Annotated in this window: 16 protein-coding genes; 12 read left to right on the top strand and 4 right to left on the bottom strand. The window is 42.0% G+C overall.

The genetic code is table 11. The features are described 5' to 3' along the window. The first annotated feature begins 15 nt into the window (after positions 1 to 15). Positions 16 to 3180, top strand: coding sequence for a DEAD/DEAH box helicase (locus A5870_RS10290; RefSeq protein WP_086292706.1), 3165 nt, complete (start codon positions 16 to 18; stop codon positions 3178 to 3180). Between the two features lie 47 nt (positions 3181 to 3227). On the opposite strand, the gene A5870_RS10285 is transcribed toward A5870_RS10290, so the two are convergent. Then, a complete protein-coding gene (locus tag A5870_RS10285) occupies positions 3228 to 3962 on the bottom strand; it encodes an HAD family hydrolase (protein WP_086292704.1) in 735 nt (244 codons plus the stop codon). Positions 3963 to 4206: 244 nt separating this feature from the next. On the opposite strand from A5870_RS10285, the gene A5870_RS10275 reads away from it, so the two are divergent. The 5 genes from A5870_RS10275 (at position 4207) to pepF (ending at position 10830) form a co-directional block, all read left to right on the top strand. Further along, on the top strand, positions 4207 to 5943 hold the full coding sequence (locus A5870_RS10275; protein WP_034858408.1) for an ABC transporter ATP-binding protein: 1737 nt from the start codon (positions 4207 to 4209) through the stop codon (positions 5941 to 5943). A gap of 709 nt (positions 5944 to 6652) precedes the next feature. Then, the gene (spxA, locus tag A5870_RS10265) at positions 6653 to 7051 is read left to right on the top strand and encodes a transcriptional regulator SpxA (RefSeq protein WP_003127030.1); all 399 of its coding nucleotides are present in this window, start codon (positions 6653 to 6655) and stop codon (positions 7049 to 7051) included. A 152-nt stretch (positions 7052 to 7203) separates the two neighbouring features. Beyond that, positions 7204 to 7854 carry an adaptor protein MecA gene (locus A5870_RS10260; protein ID WP_005229698.1) on the top strand — a complete coding sequence of 217 codons (651 nt, stop codon included), beginning with the start codon at positions 7204 to 7206 and terminating at the stop codon, positions 7852 to 7854. Between the two features lie 100 nt (positions 7855 to 7954). Further along, positions 7955 to 8944, top strand: a complete 990-nt coding sequence (locus A5870_RS10255; protein WP_086292701.1) for a competence protein CoiA — start codon at positions 7955 to 7957, stop codon at positions 8942 to 8944. A gap of 68 nt (positions 8945 to 9012) precedes the next feature. Further along, positions 9013 to 10830, top strand: a complete 1818-nt coding sequence (gene pepF / locus A5870_RS10250; protein WP_016610833.1) for an oligoendopeptidase F — start codon at positions 9013 to 9015, stop codon at positions 10828 to 10830. 130 nt (positions 10831 to 10960) lie between these two features. On the opposite strand, the gene A5870_RS10245 is transcribed toward pepF, so the two are convergent. Together A5870_RS10245 and A5870_RS10240 are read right to left on the bottom strand one after the other, a co-directional pair. Next, on the bottom strand, positions 10961 to 11617 hold the full coding sequence (locus A5870_RS10245) for a DsbA family protein (RefSeq protein ID WP_086292699.1): 657 nt from the start codon (positions 11615 to 11617) through the stop codon (positions 10961 to 10963). 108 nt (positions 11618 to 11725) lie between these two features. Beyond that, on the bottom strand, positions 11726 to 12301 hold the full coding sequence (locus A5870_RS10240) for a CYTH domain-containing protein (RefSeq protein WP_086292697.1): 576 nt from the start codon (positions 12299 to 12301) through the stop codon (positions 11726 to 11728). A gap of 196 nt (positions 12302 to 12497) precedes the next feature. Here A5870_RS10240 and A5870_RS10235 point away from each other — a divergent pair, with 196 nt between their 5' ends. The 4 genes from A5870_RS10235 to mgtE are packed head-to-tail and all read left to right on the top strand — an operon-like array spanning position 12498 to position 16255. Next, positions 12498 to 13166, top strand: coding sequence for a GTP pyrophosphokinase (locus tag A5870_RS10235; RefSeq protein ID WP_005229708.1), 669 nt, complete (start codon positions 12498 to 12500; stop codon positions 13164 to 13166). 5 nt (positions 13167 to 13171) lie between these two features. Next, positions 13172 to 13969 carry an NAD kinase gene (locus A5870_RS10230; protein WP_026008090.1) on the top strand — a complete coding sequence of 266 codons (798 nt, stop codon included), beginning with the start codon at positions 13172 to 13174 and terminating at the stop codon, positions 13967 to 13969. A 4-nt stretch (positions 13970 to 13973) separates the two neighbouring features. Next, complete coding sequence (locus A5870_RS10225) at positions 13974 to 14873, top strand: RluA family pseudouridine synthase (protein WP_074932946.1); 900 nt, start codon at positions 13974 to 13976, stop codon at positions 14871 to 14873. 17 nt (positions 14874 to 14890) lie between these two features. After that, complete coding sequence (gene mgtE, locus A5870_RS10220) at positions 14891 to 16255, top strand: magnesium transporter (RefSeq protein ID WP_010749430.1); 1365 nt, start codon at positions 14891 to 14893, stop codon at positions 16253 to 16255. A gap of 53 nt (positions 16256 to 16308) precedes the next feature. On the opposite strand, the gene A5870_RS10215 is transcribed toward mgtE, so the two are convergent. Beyond that, positions 16309 to 17145 (bottom strand): AraC family transcriptional regulator, encoded by an 837-nt coding sequence (locus A5870_RS10215; RefSeq protein WP_010749431.1) that lies wholly within the window; start codon positions 17143 to 17145, stop codon positions 16309 to 16311. Between the two features lie 144 nt (positions 17146 to 17289). On the opposite strand from A5870_RS10215, the gene A5870_RS10210 reads away from it, so the two are divergent. Next, on the top strand, positions 17290 to 19041 hold the full coding sequence (locus A5870_RS10210) for an ABC transporter ATP-binding protein (protein ID WP_010749432.1): 1752 nt from the start codon (positions 17290 to 17292) through the stop codon (positions 19039 to 19041). Continuing rightward, positions 19028 to 20809: an ABC transporter ATP-binding protein gene (locus tag A5870_RS10205; RefSeq protein WP_016610838.1), complete on the top strand. Its 1782-nt coding sequence runs from the start codon at positions 19028 to 19030 to the stop codon at positions 20807 to 20809. Before A5870_RS10210 ends, A5870_RS10205 begins: the two co-directional genes overlap by 14 nt. The last annotated feature ends 28 nt before the right edge of the window (positions 20810 to 20837 follow it).

The raw sequence follows: 20837 nt of genomic DNA, 5'->3' as shown, positions 1-20837 counted from the left end.
GAGAGGAGGGCTCTTATGAAGTGGAGTATTCCAGAAAAAGTAATCGAGCGAGGTAGAACCTACGTTAATGAAGGTCGTGTCTTGTCTGTCACACCGGATAAAGAGAAAAATGTGTGGCACGCAGAAGTACTAGGAACAGAATTGTATTTAGTTACTTTGGATGCTACTGCCAAAGAAGTGGATTATTGCCAATGTCCTTATTGGGAAGAGCACCATTATTGCAAACATACGGTGGCCGTCGAACTCTATTTACGCAAACAAGGAAAAGCACGAAAAATCAATGAACAAACCCCCATCAAAAAAGCCTTTTCTGCTTCAGAGATGTTTTCCAATGGCTTTGCCCGCTTAGGGAGCGAAAAAGAAACGAGCCAACCATTACAGGTTGAATTTCGGATAGATACCATCGCCACCAATCCTTACCATCAAGAAATGGATATCTTAGGGATTTCCCTCAAAGTCGGCCATCGTGGTACCGCACGCACCTATGTCGTTAAAAACATTTATAAATTTTTGCAGATGTACCAAGAAAACAAGCAGTACGCAGCGAATAAGCAGCAGACCTTCTTTCTATCTGCGGATGCCTTTGATGAGAAAAATCGAGCCTTGTTGAATCGATTGGCAGGAATCGCGCAAACGCAACAGTTAATCGGGCAAGCAGGCATTCAGATCAGTGGTAAACTTGACAAAAAGTATTTGCTGCTACCAGTTGAGTTCGGCAAAGAATTGTTGTTACAGTTAAACGAAGTCTATACGCAAATAACCATTGGTGAAACAAAAGTCAATGAAGCCGATTTTCAAATCGGTGAACCTTTGTCGTTTTCAGTCACAAAACAGGAGGATCATTTTCCGCTGGAATTCGTGAAAGATTTTGACCATTTACTTAGCTATTATAATTGGGGTCTGCTGGATGGAACCTTTTATGAACTGACTGTCGAACAAAAGGAAATCTATGTCACGATGCAGCAGTTGTTTAAACGATTTGAACAGCCAGTCATCGACTATCCGAAAGAAGAACTAGCGAATCTCTTTATGAAAGTATTGCCTTATTTGCGAAAAATCGGGCGTGTCCAAGTAGCACCAGAAGTTCAAAATGAAATCGAAGAGTCTGAATTGAAAGCCGTCTTTTCGTTACGGAAAATCAAAGGACAAGTCGATTTACAAGTAGACTTCACTTATGGAGAAGTCGTTTTTTCAAGTGATGAAAAACATCACTATATGCCAGAAAATCATCCCGAGATTTTACGTGATTTTCAACAAGAAGCACGAATTGAAGCGATTATTGAAACCTTTGGCTATCAAGCGAGCACTAAAAATTGGCAAAAAAGCTTACCTGCGGGGGAACAACTTTATACCTTTTTTACAAGGGAGATCCCTGTTTTAAGGCAATTAGGTGAAGTCCGTATCGGCAAGAAGCTGCGGGAACTTTACCTTGACGCCCAACACCATCGACCAGAAATCGTTATCGAAGAAAATGGTTCTTGGTTGGATATCAAGTTTGATGTCAGCGGCATTCAAGAGTCAGAGATCAATGAGGTCTTGCGCAGCCTGTTACAGTCTGCACAATTTTATACCACTGAAAATGGGCAAGTCCTTTCATTGGAATCGGAAGAGTTTCAAGAAGCAAGTGCTGCCCTGAAAAAATTGCGTCTTTCACTTGAAGCGAAGGATGGGGCGATCCAAGTTCCTTTGAATCAAGGGCTGCTCCTGCAAGAGCAGTTTGCTGATCAAGCCAGCTTTAGCGCCGGTTTTCAGCAAATGACGGAAGACTTGATCCATCCAGAAAACTTTGAGGCGCAGCTGCCAGAAAACTTGCATGCTGAGTTGCGGCAATACCAAGAAGTTGGCTTCCGTTGGTTAAAAATGTTGAGCCACTATCAATTTGGCGGTATCCTTGCCGATGAAATGGGGTTAGGGAAGACCGTTCAGACGATCAGCTATTTACTTTCAGAAAAACAAGAGAAACAAAAATTGAATGCATTGATCGTGGCACCGGCGAGTCTAACATTCAACTGGCAGCAAGAAATCAAACGTTTTGCGCCGACGATTTCCGCGTCTGTCATCAGCGGAACGAAAGAAGAGCGCGAAGGGCAGATGGCGCAACCAGCGGACGTCCGCATCACTTCTTATGCAAGCTTGCGGCAAGACATTGATGCCTATCAAGCACTAGATCTGACTTGTTTGATTTTAGATGAAGCGCAAATGGTCAAAAACAGTGCGACCAAAACGGCACAGGCCTTGCGATCCTTGGAAGTTCCGCAGCGGTTCGCCCTCAGTGGCACACCGATCGAGAACAATTTGGAAGAGTTGTGGTCTTTGTTCCAAATGATCATGCCGGGCTTTTTCCCAAACAAGCAGAAATTTAAGGAACTGTCCACGCAAGAAATTGCGAAAATGATCAAACCCTTTATTTTGCGAAGAGACAAAAAATCCGTGCTGCATGATTTGCCGCAAAAATTGGAGACAAATTATTACAGTGTCCTTACAGAAGAACAAAAGAAAATCTATTTGGCGTACTTGCGGCAAATGCGGGAAGAAATCGCGCAAATGGATTCTACGTCTTTCCGTAAAAATCGAATCAGTATCTTAGCTGGTTTGACTCGACTGCGGCAAATCTGTTGTGACCCACGATTATTCGTGGAGGATTATGAAGGGTCTTCTGGGAAACTTGAACAGGTCAAAGATTTACTTTTAGCAGCCAAAGAAAATGGGCGTCGTGTGCTGCTATTTTCTCAGTTTACTAGCATGCTTTCGATCATTGAAGAAGAGCTAGCACAAGAAGGGTTTGAGTCCTTTTACTTGCGAGGCAGCACACCGCCGCAAGATCGTTTGACGATGGTCGATGCCTTCAATAGTGGAGAAAAGGACGTCTTCTTGATCTCGTTAAAAGCAGGAGGAACAGGACTGAATCTGACCGGCGCAGACACCGTGATCTTATACGATTTGTGGTGGAACCCGGCGGTGGAAGAACAAGCCGCTGGACGAGCCCATCGGATCGGTCAAAAAAATGTTGTCGAAGTCTGGCGAATGATTGCTGAAGGAACCATTGAAGAACGAATGGATGCGTTGCAACAAGAAAAACGTGAGCTTTTCCAAAAAGTGATCCAAGGCAATGAAACACAGCTTCAACAAATGACAGAAGAAGATATTCGCTTGATATTGAGTATCGGCGAAGAAAGTTAGCCAATCAAAAAGATGGACCTGCCGCAGGAGCGAAGGTCCATCTTTTTTTAGTTATACATGTAAGCAGGTACTTGCATCAGTGTGTCAATACTGTCTTGCAGCTGTGAAAAAGCGGTGATCGACACATCTGGTAAGTCTTCCAATCCATTAGGGGCCTGACGGAGACGATGATTGAACCACAAAGCTTGCCAACCGGCTTTCTTACAGCCAACCACGTCATTATCAAAATTATCACCAACGTACAGTGTCGTTTCTGGATCAAGAGCAAAGGCGGTTTCTGCCAATTGGAAAATTTCTAGTTGGGGCTTTTGATAACCAGTTGCTTGTGAAATGATCATATGCTCTGGTTTGATCCATCGAGTCAGTTGTAACTGATCCAATTTTTTTTGCTGGTGGTCAGTGGGACCATTGGTAATAATTCCTAGTTTGACTGGCAATGTGGACAAATAGTTCAAAGTTGACTCAACTTCAGGATGCAGCGTGATGGCATCTAGTTCTTGTTCATAACACAGCTGAAATTTACAGCTTTCTTCCATTGTAATAGGTAAGTACCCTAAATCGGTTAATGAATGCGTCAGTCGAAAATAGCGAAAATGATCTAGCGTCCATTCATTTGCCAATACCCGTCCAAACTGCTCATCACTGTGCACCCGAAACCGTAAGTAAAGAGCAGTTAAATCTTTGTGGGCTATTTGTGGGAAACAAGAGGTTACGGCATTGCGAAATGGTTGTTGCTGGTCATATAAGGTATCATCGACATCAAAAAGAATACTAGTGATCAAAAAAGACACGCCTTTCAGAGTTAGTGAAAATTTTCAGTTTGTTTTCGAATCAATCATAAGCCATTATTCCTGTAAAAAAAAGAGGGAAATCCCTGTAAAATAAAGGTTTTATTTACTGTTTTTAGAAATCCGCGTCTTTATAGGTTTTCAAAATTATAGTGAATTTTACCCATTTTCACATGTTTCTCATTTTGCATTTCTACTGAGAGTTGCTTATAATGAAAGCTATTGAGGAGGGGGAAATGTGTTAAAAAGGTTTTTTCGTTATTATCGACCGTATCGGTCACTATTTATACTCGACTTTACTTGTGCGGTATTTGCTGGTTTATTGGAACTAGCCTTTCCAGTTGCCGTCAACCAAGTAATCGATAAGATCATGCCCCAGAACAACTTTCGCCTAATACTGTTGGCATGCTTAGGCTTGTTCTTGTTTTATGTGATCAATACTGTGTTGCAATATATCGTGGTTTTTTATGGTCATAAACTTGGGGTCAATATTGAAACTGATATGCGTCAAGAGTTATTTCGACATCTGCAAACGCAATCTTTTGAATATTATGATAATCAAAAGACCGGCAAGCTGATCAGTCGTTTGACTACGGATCTCTTTGAGATTTCTGAAGTCGCTCACCATGGTCCAGAAGATGTTTTTATTACCATCATGACTTTGGTCGGTTCATTCCTATTGATGTTAAATATGCATGTTCAATTAGCTGTGGCAACATTTGCGTTGATTCCCTTGATCACGATCGCCTTGGTTTTTTTCAATAAGAAAATGACCAAAGTCAACACACAGATCTATGATAATCTCGGTGAGTTCAACGCCGGAGTGGAAGCATCTGTCAGTGGCATTCGAGTGACACAATCATTTGCCAATGAAACGTTTGAACATAAACGCTTTGACGGGTTAAGTGAGATTTATCGGCAGTCTAAGATCCTTTTTTATAAGGTAATGGCAATCAGTTCAGCGTACAATTATTTCTTGATTCGGTTGATCAACTTGTTTGCTCTGATCTTTGGTGCCTACTATGTGATTCGTGGTGAACTGACGAACGGTCAGTTCGTAGGGTTTATCTTATTGTCAAATGTCTTTGTTAGACCAATCGAGAAGGTTAATACGATGATCGAAAGCTATCCGAAAGGCATCGCTGGCTTCAAACGCTTGACCGAAGAGTTGGATAAAGAACCGACGATCAAAGACAAGCCAGGGGCACGGGCAGTAACTTCCTTAAAAGGAGACATCGTCTACCATGATGTTTCTTTTTCCTATGCGGATGCGACGAAAGTCTTGAATCACATCGACTTGTCGATCAAAGCGGGTGAGACGATCGCCTTCGTTGGACAAAGTGGTTCAGGGAAAACAACGTTATGCAACTTGTTGCCGCGGTTTTATGAAGTCACGGAAGGCGCCATTACGATCGATGGCATCAATATTCAGGAGATGACCTTGGCATCTTTACGTCAGCAGATTGGTACGGTGCAGCAAGATGTTTTTCTTTTCCCAGGAACGATTCGAGAAAATATTGCTTATGGCAAACTTGATGCAACAGAAGAGGAGATTTTAAAGGCAGTCAAATTGGCACACTTAGAAAAAGTCATTGATCAAATGACGGATGGCTTGGATACGGTCATCGGTGAACGAGGCGTCAAATTATCTGGTGGCCAAAAGCAGCGAGTAGCGATTGCTCGGATGTTCTTGAAAAACCCACCGATTTTGATTCTAGATGAAGCAACTTCAGCGTTAGATACCGAAACGGAACAAGTGATCCAAGAATCATTGAATTCTTTGGCAGATGGGCGTACAACCTTGATCATTGCCCATCGCCTCGCGACGATCAAACATGCGACACGAATCATTGTCGTTAGTGAGAAGGGGATCTTAGAAGAAGGAACCCATGAAGAGTTGATGGCGAGAAAAGGGCATTATCGTGCATTGCATGATGCTCAATTCGCTCGTGACCGAGAACCAACACTCGCTTAGAAGAAAGACATGATAAACGATCAGTTCAAGAATAGTACAGTCTATTATGCTTTGTCAGTGACCAAGCAACAAATTGGCTGTCTTCTTGGATTGATCGTTTTTTACTGAGTTTTTTGTGAGAAACCCTTTTCATTTATAAGCAGATGTTCATTTCTGCTGCTGTTTTATAGCAGATTATGACAGAAATGCTTCTATGGTTTTCTGATTAAAAAGGAATGTGATACAATAAAACCAAGAAGAAAGAGAGCGGTTGCGATTACTCGTACAAAAAAATAACATCCATTTTCATTGTAGCGCGATCGTTTCTCGGCAAAGGAAGGATCGTGAAAAAGTTCTTTTGAAAACGATTGAGCGATGGCCTTGGTTTTTCTCTCATTTTTTGATTACATCTGTAATTGTCGAAGGGGAATTAAAAAACGTTGCCTTCTATTAAAAGAATATTTTAATATTCTGACATCTTTTTGATACACCTTTGACACACTGTTGTATAAAAGAAGTAATATTAAAAAAAAATTTGAGTTTTCTCATTTAGAAATAAACTTTTTGTATGAAACCTTTTGCCTTAAAGGTTTCGCTTTTAATATAACTTTCGAGTTTTATTAAAAAATATGAGATTTAGACTAGATTTTTTTTAGTTAAACCTGTATAATTGAAATCAAGCGAGGGAACAGGACTTGCTTGATTGAAAATTAAAAAGGAGAGATGCACGTTGTTGACACTATACACTTCCCCAAGTTGCACATCTTGTCGCAAAGCTCGTGCGTGGTTACAAGAGCACGAAATCCCTTTTGTTGAAAGAAATATTTTTTCAGAACCGTTAAATATTTCTGAGCTTAAGGCAATTCTACAAATGACAGAAGATGGCACAGAAGAAATTATTTCCACCAGATCCAAAGTATTCCAAAAGTTGAATATGGATCTAGATGACCTGCCCCTAAAAGATTTATTGACACTTGTTCAAGAAAACCCAGGATTATTGCGTCGTCCGATCATGATTGATGAAAAACGATTACAAGTTGGGTTTAACGAAGATGAAATTCGTCGGTTCTTACCTCGGGATGTTCGCCAACTGGAACTAAGACAAGCGCAATTAATGGCAGGATTATAAATTTGACTTCATCGACTCGCTTTCTCTTTGAAAGTGAGTCTTTTTTTGAGTTTTTACGTTTTTCTTAAGAGGATATTCGTTTTCTCTTTACTTTTTATCAGGTTTCGATACAATGAACCTATAGTGAGTAGCAAAAGTGAGGTGTAGCTAATATGGAAATGGAACATATCAATGAGAACACCATTCGTGTATTGATCAAAAGTGAAGACTTAGCTGCGAGAGGCATCACTTTTCTTGACCTTCTAGGAAATCACAATGAAATTGAAAACTTCTTTTACAGTATTCTTGAAGAGGTTGATATTGACGAAGAATTTAAGGGCAGTGAAGCTGTAACTTTCCAAGTCTTGCCTAAAGGCGATGGGTTAGAATTGTTTATTAGCAAAAATCTTCCACCAGAAGGAATGGAAAATTTTGATGAGATGAACGATGAGGCGAATGAAGACATTACCGACATGTTGAAAAAGCATGTGGCGGCTCAATTACAAGAGTCAGAGCAAGCAGAAGACATCGGCAATCGTTTTGTATTCGAGTTGTTGCGATTCGAAGATATGATTCAATTGGCATCCGAAGTATATTTGGATTCCGTTGCAACCAATCTTTACCAAATGGGTAACCATTATTATATTGAAATTCGATTCATGGATGCAGAGGTTACTGATATCGAAGTGGAAAATGCACTTTCTTATTTGATGGAATTTGCCCAACGGACATCAGTGACGCCAGAGGTTTTATCTGAATATGGTCAATTGATCATGGAAAACGATGCACTTGAATTGACTCGTTTCTACTTCAAGAATGATTAATGAATGAAATTCATTTCCAGCCAAGAACATGTTGCTAATGTTCTTGGCTTTTTCAATTGTGTTTGATGAAAATGGCGTATCTTTTATTGAGGTGAGTTAGATGCTCAAAGCATTGAACCAAAGAAAAGAAGTCATTGCAGCGAAAGGGAGAAAGAAAGCATCAGGCCCTTTTTATTGCCCAGGGTGTTACCAAGAAGTGACTTTGCGGCAAGGACCAAAACGACAGCCCCATTTTGCCCATCAAGCAACTGCTGATTGTCAGACGTACAGCGAAGGGGAGACGAAGGAACACTTGGAAGCCAAACAACTATTGTTTGAATGGTTTCAAGATACAGGGATTGAGATCGAATCCTTTTTGCCTAAACTCCAACAGCGTCCTGACCTTTGTTATAAGAATATCGCCATTGAAGTACAGTGTTCTTCCCTCAAGTTTTCACGATTTCTTGAAAGAACCAGCACGTATTTAGCAAACGGCTATCGACCATGGTGGATCTTAGGGGAGAAATTGCATCCGAAACGCCAATGGTCACTTTTGGCAAAAGCCTGCTGTAGTTATCAGGCAACTGGTTTTTGTTTGTGGCTGATTGATACGCAAAATCAATCCTTAATGAAGTTAGAACAAATCAACTGGCACTATCAAGAAGGAGTCAGCAGTAAAAAGAGCGATGCACGAAAAGGGGCGCCTTACCATAAAGAAACACTTCGCCCTTTGTGCAAAGGACAAAGCTCAAACGACCACCGTCCCCCTGAGTGGCATGCTGCAAACTATCAGGTGTGGTTGATACAAAAACTGCGAAAGAACCTGCCAAAAATCCGTGTGATCCAAGAAATATTGTATCCGTTAAAAGGCAATATCTCCCAGCTGCCTATGTGGTGCTATTGTAAAAGCAGCTTTGGCATTTTATTTGAGCATCGAATATTGGTTTTTCGCTTTCTTTATTTAAGTGACTGTCCACTTCGTTTTGATCAATGGGTAGCACGGCTGCGGCAGCTGGATTGGCAATGGCAATTCCCGTTACTGGATCAACGGGAAATTTTGCGCGGACTCTTTCAAGAATGCCAATATTTAGAAAATTCGGTTTCTTTTTAAGCCAAAGATTTGGTTTCACTGAAAAGTATGATAAGATATTTTTAACCAATGAACAAGGAGTGAAGGGAATGTCAGAAACAAAACAATTACCAGCACGTGAATCGATTCCAGTCGAAAAAACGTGGGACTTAACGAAAATCTATGCCGATGATGCGGCTTTTGACATAGAATTTCAAGAGATCCAAGCACAAGTCAAAGAAGCAAGTCGTTACCAAGGTACTTTAGCCGATGGGCCGCAAGCCTTCTTATCCGCATTAGAATTTGTTTTAGCGCTTTCTCGTCGTTTAGAGAAACTCTATGTATACAGTCATTTGAAAAACGACCAAGATACTGCCAATACGACGTATCAAGGATTGTATGCAAAAGCAAGTAACTTGGTTGCGCAAGTAAGTGAAGCCGTTGCTTGGTTTGATCCTGAGCTATTGACGATGTCTGATGAAACGATTTGGGGCTATTTCGATCAAGAGCCGAAACTAGCTGTTTATCGTCATATGATCGAAAAAACCATCAACGAGCGTCCACATGTCTTGCCAGCGGAGCAAGAAGCGTTATTAGCTGGTGCTGGCGAAATTTTTGGGGCACCTGGTAACATTTTTTCTGTTTTAAACAATGCTGATTTGGATTTTCCAGTAGTTGAAGATGAAAACGGGGAAAAAGTACAGTTATCTCATGGTGTATACGGTGAGTTGATGGAAAGCACGGATCGGTCTGTCCGTGAAGCAGCCTTTAAAGGTCTTTATGGTGTTTATGAGCAATTCCGCAATACCTTTGCCCAAACATTAAGCACCAATATCAAAGCCCATAACTTTAAAGCAAAAGCCCGCAAATTTGATTCGGCACGGCAAGCCGCTTTGAGTGCCAACCACATTCCTGAAAGTGTCTACGATACATTAGTGGATGTCGTCAATCAGCACCTGCCATTGTTGCATCGTTATATGGCATTAAGAAAACGCCTGTTGGCTGTCGATACGTTGCATATGTATGATGTTTATACACCGATTTTAGGGGAAGCACCCATTCGATATACCTATGAAGAAGCGGTCGAAAAAGCGAAAGAAGCGTTAAAACCATTAGGTGAAGAATACCTTGCGGTGGTTGAAGAAGCCTTCAGCAATCGGTGGATCGATGTCGTTGAAAACAAAGGCAAACGCAGTGGCGCGTATTCTTCTGGTGCCTATGATACGCTGCCATATATCCTGATGAACTGGAATGATCGATTGGATCAACTCTTTACTCTTGTTCATGAAATGGGACACAGTGTGCATAGTTACTTTACACGTAATAACCAGCCTTATGCCTATGGGGATTATTCGATCTTTTTAGCGGAAATCGCTTCAACCACCAATGAAAATATTTTGACAGAGTATATGCTGCAGACTGAAACAGATCCGCGGGTCAAAGCTTATGTCTTGAATCATTTTCTCGATGGCTTCAAAGGCACGATTTTCCGTCAAACGCAATTTGCCGAGTTTGAACACTTCATGCACGTGGAAGATGCGAAAGGAACGCCGTTGACCAGTGAGTTCTTAAGCGAGAACTATGCCGAGTTAAATGCAAAATACTACGGACCTTCTGTTGAAAAAGATCCTGAGATTCGTCTTGAGTGGTCACGTATTCCGCATTTCTATTACAATTACTATGTTTACCAGTATTCAACCGGATTTTCGGCAGCTTCTGCTTTAGCGAAGAAAATCTTAGCAGGTGAACCAGATGCCTTAACCAACTATTTGAACTATTTGAAAGCTGGACGCAGTGATTATCCAATCGAAGTCATGAAAAAAGCGGGCGTCGATATGACAAAAGCAGATTATATTGAAGACGCGATGAAAGTATTTGAACAACGCTTGAATGAATTGGAAGAACTTGTCAAAGAAATTGAAGCATAATTGAAAAGCGAACCAATCCGTAAAGGATTGGTTTGTTTTTTTGTTCGTCCACAATAAAAAACGCTGCGCAGCGAGCCAAACATAAGATCATCGTTTGGCTCGCTGCGCAGCGTCGCTATTGAATAGGGTTTCATAAAAGAATCAACCCGCGATCAATTTCATGAATAGTGGAAAGTTTTGGTGCTTTCAAAGACTGAGCTTTTTGCAAAATTGTATCGAGTTCTGTTGCTGTACCACAGACGAGCGGAAGACTTCTCAGTTCCTCTGATCCTTCTAAAAGGACCCCATATTCTTCTTCACTTGAAAAATCATACACCACAGCAGAGGGTGTGATCGTGATGCCCATATCTTTGGCTACACGCTGATCGGTGGCAAAGTTCTTTTTCACTAGCTCAGAGGCTCGGTCTTCTAGGAACATCTCTAAATCACCATTCGTTTCAGAAAACAATCCTTTCACTAAGGCATCGCTGTATTCTTGATTTTCGATCCCTATCCGTTGTTGCAGTTTCAACAAGAAATCCCGAGCAATTTTTTTCCCTTGCAACTGAGCTGCCTTATAGTCCAGTGATGCAGCATAGATTTGGTTGGTCTGTTCATTTCGCAAGACCAAATCCGCCTTATTCATGGACAAATAGTCCATTGAGACACCTACGGAAAACAAGTTAACGAAAGGTAGAATCTGCAAATGGACTTTTTTGCGGCTCGTGTTTAATTTATTGAGAATCTCTTTTTCGATATCATAACAAATAGGCCCAATCGGATTAATAAATAAAAACAGTTCGATCATTTGAATCTCTCCCCAATTAAGATTCTTTTGTACCTTGAAAAACAAAATAAGTATGTTTTATTAAATATAGCAAAAAAACGCGAAAAAAGTAAGCAAAAGGACAGCTTACTATGATTTTTCTTCAACGGCTCGGATGATCTTGTTTTTCGCTGGTCGGTAAGGAACGCCAAAGAAACGTAACAAGGAGTGAAAGGCATCTTTCCCTTTAATCGGCTCGTTGACTTCTAACTCCAACTCATAATCATGCTGTTGACCATACCAGCTTTCATCTAACGCGAGCAATCCTTCTTCAATCGGAAATTCCGCCCGTTTCGTTTTTAATGCTGCGATCATACGTAACGTGTCAGGCTCGATACCTGCCGCTCTTAGGCGCTGAGCAACGATACCCGTAGGTAGAATTTTTTCTGAAGCAATCAATGCAGCTGCCGACGTTTTCGTTAAAGGATCAGTCGTCTCTAATAACCCGTGCTCAATGGGGGTTTTTAGCGTTAATTCCGCATTGGTAGCAGTCGTGCGAATACGCAAGCCAAAGTGCTTTTCCCGCAGCTTATGATCTGCCGTATCAAAATAGTAGTTGGTTTGTATCTTAAATGCTTCTTCTGACAAATTGTAATAAGCAAGCAACTGGTGGTATTCTTTTTCCGTCAACATCGTTTTATATTCGATCTCTATTTGTTCGCCCATCGTTTCTCACTCTCTTTCTGTTGCAACCATAGTGTACGCTGTTTCAGCTATTCCGTCAAAGAAACCAAACAAAGAAAAGCTGAGACGTTGGGGGAGAGACAAAAAATCTTTTGTTTCTGCTCTTCTGTTCATTCAGTTTTATTCCAAGAGTATGGTAGAATAAGAGGTATGTTATGAACAGAATCGAGGGAGAAGAATGATTCGAGATTGGGAAGAATTCTTAGCGCCTTATGAACAGGCGGTTTCAGAATTAAAAGTAAAATTAAGAGGCATACGAAAACAATATAGGGAACAAAACAAGCATGTTCCCATTGAATTTGTCACTGGGCGGGTCAAGCCAGTGGATAGCATTTTAACGAAAAGTAAATTGCGTGGGATTGCTTTGGATCGGCTTGAAGAAGAGATGTCTGATATCGCTGGATTACGAATCATGTGTCAATTTGTGGAAGACATTCACCAAGTCGTTGAACTCTTACGAACACGCAAAGACATGAAAGTGATCATTGAACGGGACTATATCACCAATAAAAAAGCCAGTGGCTACCGTTCGTATCATCTAGTGATCGAATATCCCGTTCAACTGATCGACGGGGAAAAAATTATTTTAGCTGAGATTCAAATCCGGACACTAGCGATGAATTTTTGGGCAACGATCGAACATTCATTAAACTACAAATACCAAGGGGAATTTCCCGCTGAAATCAGTGAACGACTGCGTCGGTCGGCAGAAGCCGCCTATCAGCTAGATGAAGAAATGTCCAATATCCGTGAAGAGATCCAAGAGGCACAACGGTTATTTTCACATGGGAAAGGCAAGCGAGGCGGACATGATCAGAACCCGTTGCCAAAGGGGGAAACGGAATGAAAGGTATCCGCGTGGCAATCGTCCATAATCAAGAAAGCAAGTCGGTAGAAGTGACAAAGCGTTTAACTACGCTTTTAGAACAGTCAGAAAATAAGATCGATCAAGACAATCCTGAATTAGTGATTTCTGTTGGGGGAGATGGCACGCTCCTTTCTGCTTTTCACTTGTACAATCATAAGTTGGATCAAGTACAGTTTTTAGGCGTCCATACGGGTCATCTCGGCTTTTACACGGACTGGCGTGATTATGAATTGGAAGAACTAGTCGAGTCATTATGCAATGACCATCAAAAAAGCGTCAGCTATCCGTTATTAGATGTCCGTATCACGTATGCGAATGGAAAATCAGACAAGCATTTCCTAGCATTGAATGAATCAACGATCAAGCGCGGCAATCGAACGATGGTTGCCGATATTTCTATTAAAGAAGACCTCTTTGAAAAGTTTCGCGGCGATGGCTTATCGATCTCAACGCCCACCGGCTCCACTGCTTATAACAAGAGTGTTGGTGGGGCAGTCTTGCACCCAAGTATCAATGCCTTTCAATTGGCAGAGATTGCTTCGTTGAACAATCGTGTCTTTCGGACCCTTGGTTCGCCGATCGTCGTGGGTCACCATGAATGGGTCAAAGTACAACTGCAGCAAAGTACCGACTATTTAGTGACGATCGATCAGTTTACCATCGAACAAGAAGAAATCGATGCTATCTATTACCGTATTGCCGATGAACGGATTCATTTTGCGTCTTATCGGCATATGCATTTTTGGAATCGGGTCAAAGATTCCTTTATTGGAGAAGAATAAACCCATGGAATTTACGTATCACTATACTGGACAAGGACAGCAAGTCAAATACTTTTTGAAGGAACAAGGGGTGTCCAAAGGACTATTAGCAAAAATCAAATTTCAAGGCGGAAAGATATTTGTCAACGATCACGAGCAAAACGTCTTGTTTTCTTTGGCGCAAAATGATAGGGTAACTATTGTAATTCCTCCTGAAGGGGAACATGAGACGATGCTGGCTGACCCGACACCGATTGAGATCGTGTATGAAGATGCCCATCTGTTAGTCGTGAATAAGCCAGCAGGCATCTCATCGATCCCTGCGCAATATCATCCGACTGGCACGATGGCCAATCGCGTCAAGGCCTACTATCAAGCGCAGCACTATGAAGATCAAGTGATTCATGTAGTCACGCGGTTAGACCGTGACACATCAGGACTGATGCTTTTTGCAAAACATGGGTTTGCCCATGCGAAGCTGGATAGCCAGTTGCGAAAGAAGCAGGTCGTAAAAAAATATCAAGCCCTCGTTGCTGGTGAACTGCCCGCACTTTCTGCCCATGGTGAGATTGAGCTGCCGATTGCTAGGGACCTGACGTCACTATTGAAACGCAAGGTCAGTGACGAAGGAAAAGAAGCACGGACGGAGTATTGGCTAAAACAACGCAATTCAGATTGCGCTTTAGTTGATATTCAGTTACACACAGGCAGGACACATCAAATAAGGGTCCATTTTTCTGCAATCGGTTGTCCCTTATTAGGAGACGAGATGTATGGCGGTACAATGGCTCTTGGGATCAAACGACAAGCTTTACACTGCTGTCAGCTGCAATTTCAGCATCCCTTTACGAATGAACCGTTGGCTTTTAAGCTGCCCTTACCAGCAGACATGGCCGCTGTTTGCTCAGCCATGGATAGGCAATAACAAATGAGGTGAAGAGATTGGATGAAAATCAAGAATTAACTGAACGGTTTGATCAACTGAATCAAGCATTAAAAGACAATGATATCCAGGGATTTCGTGAGGCGTTCTTGGATCTGCATATCTACGAGCAGGGTCAGTTCTACCAATCTCTAGAAGCAGCCGATCGACAAATCGTCTATACGTATCTTTCCCCGAAAGAATTGGCAGACATGTTTGACGTCATTGAAGAAGATGATGAACACATGGTGGACTATCTTTCAGAGATGCGTCCTGCCTATGCGGCTGATATGTTGGCGCAAATGTATACCGATAATGCGGTTGACCTGCTGAATACTCTGGATAAAAAACAAACAGCAAAATATTTGAGTTTGATGACCGCTGAAGCTGCTAGCGAAATCAAAGAGCTGCTGCACTATGAAGATGAAACTGCTGGATCGCTGATGACTACCGAGTTTGTTTCCATTGTTGCCAACCAAACGGTTCGTTCAGCGATGTATGTCTTAAAAAATGCCGCAGATGTTGCCGAGACGATTTACTATATTTACGTCGTGGATACCGATAATAAGCTTGTGGGCGTTATTTCTTTAAGAGACTTGATCATCAATGATGAAGATACCATGATCGCTGATATTTTGAACGAGCGGGTGATGTCGGTTCATGTTGGAGATGACCAAGAGGATGTCGCTCAGACCTTCCGAGATTATGACTTTCTCGCATTGCCAGTCACTGATTATGACGATCACCTATTAGGGATCGTGACCGTCGATGATATCATCGACGTTATCGATGATGAAGCAGCCAGTGACTACTCTGGTTTGGCAGGGGTCAATGTGGAAGAAGTCAGTGAGAACCCGATCAAAGCGTCTTCGAGACGCTTGCCTTGGCTTATCACCTTACTCTTTCTCGGAATGGCCACCGCCAGTCTGATCAGTCACTATGAAGAGTTGGTCAGCGAAGCAAGTATTCTCGCTGTTTTTATCTCACTGATCACTGGGACCGCCGGTAATGCTGGTACCCAATCCTTAGCCGTAGCCGTTCGTCGTCTGGCGATCAATGACGACAAAGAAAACAGCTTTATGAAGACGGTGGTCGGTGAAGTGCTGACAGGACTGTTCACAGGTGCCATCACGGGGTTGACGATTTTTGCTATCGTAGCTGTCTGGAAACAAAATCCGATTCTAGGGTTTGTGATTGGGATGGCGATGATGTGTGCCATCACAGTAGCCAACTTAGCGGGAAGTTTGATCCCGATGCTGATGGACAAGCTGGGTTTTGATCCAGCAGTGGCAAGTGGTCCGTTTATCACGACCCTTAGCGATTTGACCAGTGTTTTGATCTACTTCAACATTGCCAGTCTTTTTATGAACTATTTTATTCAATGAAAAAAGAGCAAGCCGATGATTTTTCCTTCAAAGGAAGATCATCGGCTTGCTCTTTAATTTTTTGGTTTTGGCAATACCCCAGAAGGAGAGACACCATAAAGTTTTTTAAAAGACTTGCTAAAGTGATAAGCATCCTGATAGCCCACAGCAGAGGCGACTTCTTTGATCGTGAGGTTTTCATTTTTTAACATGTCTTTGGCACGCTTTAAGCGAATCTCAATCAAGTAGTTGATGGGACTGACACCCGTCGCCTCTTTAAAAATCTTTGAAAGGTACGTCGGGCTGAGAAATTGATCCTGTGCGAGCTTCTCCAACGTGATTTCTTCTTTGTAATGATTTTCCAAGTAATAGACCGTATAGTTGACGATCTGTTGTTGTCGTCGTTGGCTTTTGGAAAGGTAAGGCACGACATTGATATGGTCTTCATTTAGTCCACGTAAAATGTAGACGAGCATCTCCATCAAAACAGCCTTTTGCATCAATTGAAACTCATCCCGCTCTTCACTGCTTTCTCTCACCAACTGCCAGGCTTTTTCCAAAACTTGATGATGGTATTTGCCTAGCTCCAACAAGGGGTGTTTGTTCGGGAAAAAATTCCGTTTAAACCCTTCCAAAGAAATATTTTTTAAACCAATATGCAGCTGATGGGAGCGAGTGCCCTTAGGCTGCAATTCGCAGTGATCGACGCCAGGATTGAAAAGCATGACGCTGCCAGCACGGATTTTTTTCGCTGGTTCTTTTTCAAAATAATAGGTACTTTCTCCTTCTAATAAGACGCTGATTTCTAAAAAGTCATGATGGTGCATTTCTCCATGACTTTCTGATTGTGTCCATGGGTCAAAGAGATAGATGATTTCTGGATTAAACGTGCGAGGGTTAACTAAATTCATGGCTGATTCACTCCAATTGGGTGCTTATTTCCTGTAAAAAAAGGGAATGGTACTTCTTACTAATATTTTACATCAAAATGAGTAAGAAAAACCATTCAAATCGCTTTTCAAAACGCTAAGCTTAACAACGAGAGGGGGAATTAGATGAGTAATACACAATGGATCTGGCGCTATGCCAAAAAGAACCGGGGAAAAATCATATTGGCAGTCCTGTTTTTAGTGATCAATGCAGCGCTGATCATTGTTAACCCGTACTTGGGAGGAATGGTGATCGATGATGTCATCAATCAGCAAAAAACGCACTTATTGATTCCATTATTGTTGATCATGATCGCAACGACCGTCATTCGTACCATTGTCCGCTACAGTTATCAAATTTTATTTGAACGGGTCGGGCAAAATACGCTATACGATTTACGGGAAGATTTGTATCAGAAGCTGCAAGAATTGGATTTCGACTTTTTCAATCACACTCGTGTGGGAGATATTATGGCACGGATGACTGGTGATACCGATGCCATTCGCCACTTTGTTTCTTGGGTGACCTACAATATCGCTGAATGTATCTTGTGGTTCTTTTCAGCGGTGGTGGTTATGAGCTTTATTGATTGGAAATTGATGTTGGCGCTGGTGGCTGTCACACCGATCATATTTCTGTTGACCAATCGCATGTCTAAGAAAGCACACCCGTTGTTTTTTGACATTCGTGAGAGCTTTTCGCGCTTGAATTCAATGGTGGAAGAAAATATCGGCGGCAATCGAGTAGTGAAAGCTTTTGCTCGTGAAAATTTTGAGATTGAAAAATTTCGCTCCTACAACGAAGATTTTAAGACCCGCAATATGGCATCTGCCAAAGTATCCCGTACCTATCTGCCATGGCTTGATGGCTTAGCAGGAAGTTTGTCAGTCATTGCCTTGATTTTGGGTGGGATCTTCGTTATCAACGGCGAGATGACATTAGGGGATCTTGTTGCGTTTAATGGCTATCTTTGGATGTTGAATAATCCTATGCGTATGAGTGGTTGGTTGATTAACGACGTTCAGCGATTTTCCGCAGCCTGTATCAAAATTCGGCAAATGTTGGCGCAAGAATCGAAAATTCCTGTTCATCAACAAGAAAAATTAGAGCCAATCAAAGGATTTGTAGAGTTCAAAGATGTTTCCTTCCACTTTTCGGATGATCCGAATCAAAATGTGTTGGAAAACATCAACTTCAAAATTGGCCCTGGCCAAACGTTAGGGATCTTAGGGGAAACCGGTTCAGGGAAAACGACGTTAGTGAATTTGGTTGGACGCTTTTATGATCCGACTGAAGGGGAAGTATTGATTGATGGAAAAAACGCCAAAGAGTATCCCGTGCGCCAAATGCGGGAAAACATTTCAATGGTGATGCAAGATGTTTTCTTGTTTTCCAATACCATCTCCGACAACATTGCTTTTGGAAATCCTTTAGCTGATGAAGGCTTTATTCGGCAAATGGCGGTAGTCGCTGATGCAGATACCTTTATTTCTCGGATGCCTCAAGGCTATGAAACGATCGTGGGCGAGCGAGGTGTGGGGCTTTCTGGCGGACAAAAACAACGGATCTCCCTAGCACGGGCCTTAGCCAAAGATCCATCGATCTTGATTTTGGATGATACGACGTCTGCCGTCGATATGGAGACAGAATCGAAGATCCAACAGGAGCTGACAAAATTAACAGGAGAGAAAACGACGTTTATCATTGCGCATCGGATCTCCTCTGTTCGAGAAGCCGATCAGATTCTGATGATGGAAAAAGGACGAGTCGTTGAACAAGGGACCCATGAAGAACTTGTCAGTCTGCGGGGCAAATACTACGAAGTGTATCAAAAACAATTAGGCTTGTCAGGAGGTGAAGACGATGGCGAGAAATAAATTTGATGTGGATGAGGAATTAGACCAGGAGTTTAGCTGGAAGGATTTCAAACGCTTGTCACAATATGTCGTTCCTTATAAAAGAAGTATTGCGAAAGTACTATTTACGATCATTCTGGCAAACTTAGCAGGAATGTTGGCGCCCGTGTTTACAAAGATCGCGATCGATTCATCGATTCCTGAGAAAAATGTCAACCAATTGCTGCTTCTAGGAGCTGCCTTTCTAGTGACCTTGATCGTTATCGGCGTCTGCATGCGTTACCGTATCTACCATATCACGAATATTGGTCAAGACGTATTGAAGGATATGCGCTTTGATATTTTTGAACATTTGCAGCGGCTGCCGTTTTCTTATTTCGATACAAGGCCCCATGGCAAGATCTTGATCCGCATTGTAAACTACATCAATACACTGAGTGACCTGTTGAGTAATGGACTAATCAATTTGATTTCCGATGTTTTCAACGTCATCATCACCTTGATTTTTATGTTTGCGATCGACTTCAAATTGACCCTGTATTCCCTTGCGTTGCTGCCAATCTTGTTCATCATGGTGATGGTAATCAAAAATAACCAGCGCAAAGCTTATCAGGTGTTGAGTAATAAACAGTCCAATTTAAATGCCTACATTCATGAAAGTATTGCCGGCATCAAGATCACCCAATCCTTCGCACGGGAAGAAGAAAATGCAGAGATTTTCCAAGAAGTCAGCAATGATTATCGGACTTCCTGGATGAAAGCTGTCAAAATTCAGTTTCTCATGTGGCCTGGGGTGCAAAACATTTCAGTCATTACGACTTGTTTGATTTATTTTGTCGGCATTCGCCAAATCGGTGTCGATGTCAGCACAGGTACTCTGATCGCTTTTATCAGTTATATCAATAATTTCTGGAATCCAGTCATCAATATCGGGAATTTTTATAATTCTTTGATTACAGCAACAGCCTATCTTGAACGGATTTTTGAAACGATGGATGAAGTCCCAGATATCGAAGACAAACCAGATGCAAAAGTATTGCCGACGATGAAAGGGACCGTTGATTTTGAACACGTGACCTTCCGATACGAAGAAGGCAAAAACATTCTTTCTGATGTCAATTTCCACATCGAACCCGGGGAAAGCATTGCTTTGGTTGGTCCTACCGGTGCAGGAAAGACCACGATCATCAACTTGCTGAGCCGCTTTTATGATGTCAATGAAGGCAGTGTCAAAGTGGATGGGATGGATGTTCGTGACGTGACGCTGGAATCCCTGCGCTCACAGATGGGGGTCATGCTCCAAGATACCTTTATTTTCTCAGGAACGATCATAGAAAATATTCGCTATGGAAAATTAGATGCGACAGAAGAAGAGATCATTGAAGCAGCGAAGATCGTCCGTGCTCACGACTTTATCACGGAGTTGAAAGACGGCTATCAAACCGTCGTCGAAGAACGAGGAAGTACTTTATCTGCGGGGCAACGGCAACTGATTTCCTTTGCCCGAGCGTTGTTGGCTGATCCAAAAATCTTGATCTTAGATGAGGCTACTTCTAGTATCGATACGAAGACAGAAGAATTGCTGCAGGAAGGATTGTTGAAGCTGTTAGAAGGCAGAACCTCATTTATCATCGCTCACCGACTGTCCACGATCAAAAATTCTGATCGAATCTTTTACGTGGCAGGGGGGACGATCGCTGAATCTGGTAACCATGATCAGCTAATGGCACAAAAAGGCTTGTATCACCATTTGTATCAATCACAATACGACTTGTTGCAAGCCATCTAAAAGAATCCCCACAAACGATGCGTTCTCA

Origin of the sequence: Enterococcus sp. 2G9_DIV0600, assembly GCF_002140615.1 — a bacterium.
In the GTDB taxonomy this organism is placed as follows: Bacteria; Bacillota; Bacilli; order Lactobacillales; family Enterococcaceae; genus Enterococcus_D; species Enterococcus_D innesii.
Note: the sequence above shows the minus strand (reverse complement) of the source record. Positions and strands in the feature narration are given on the sequence as shown.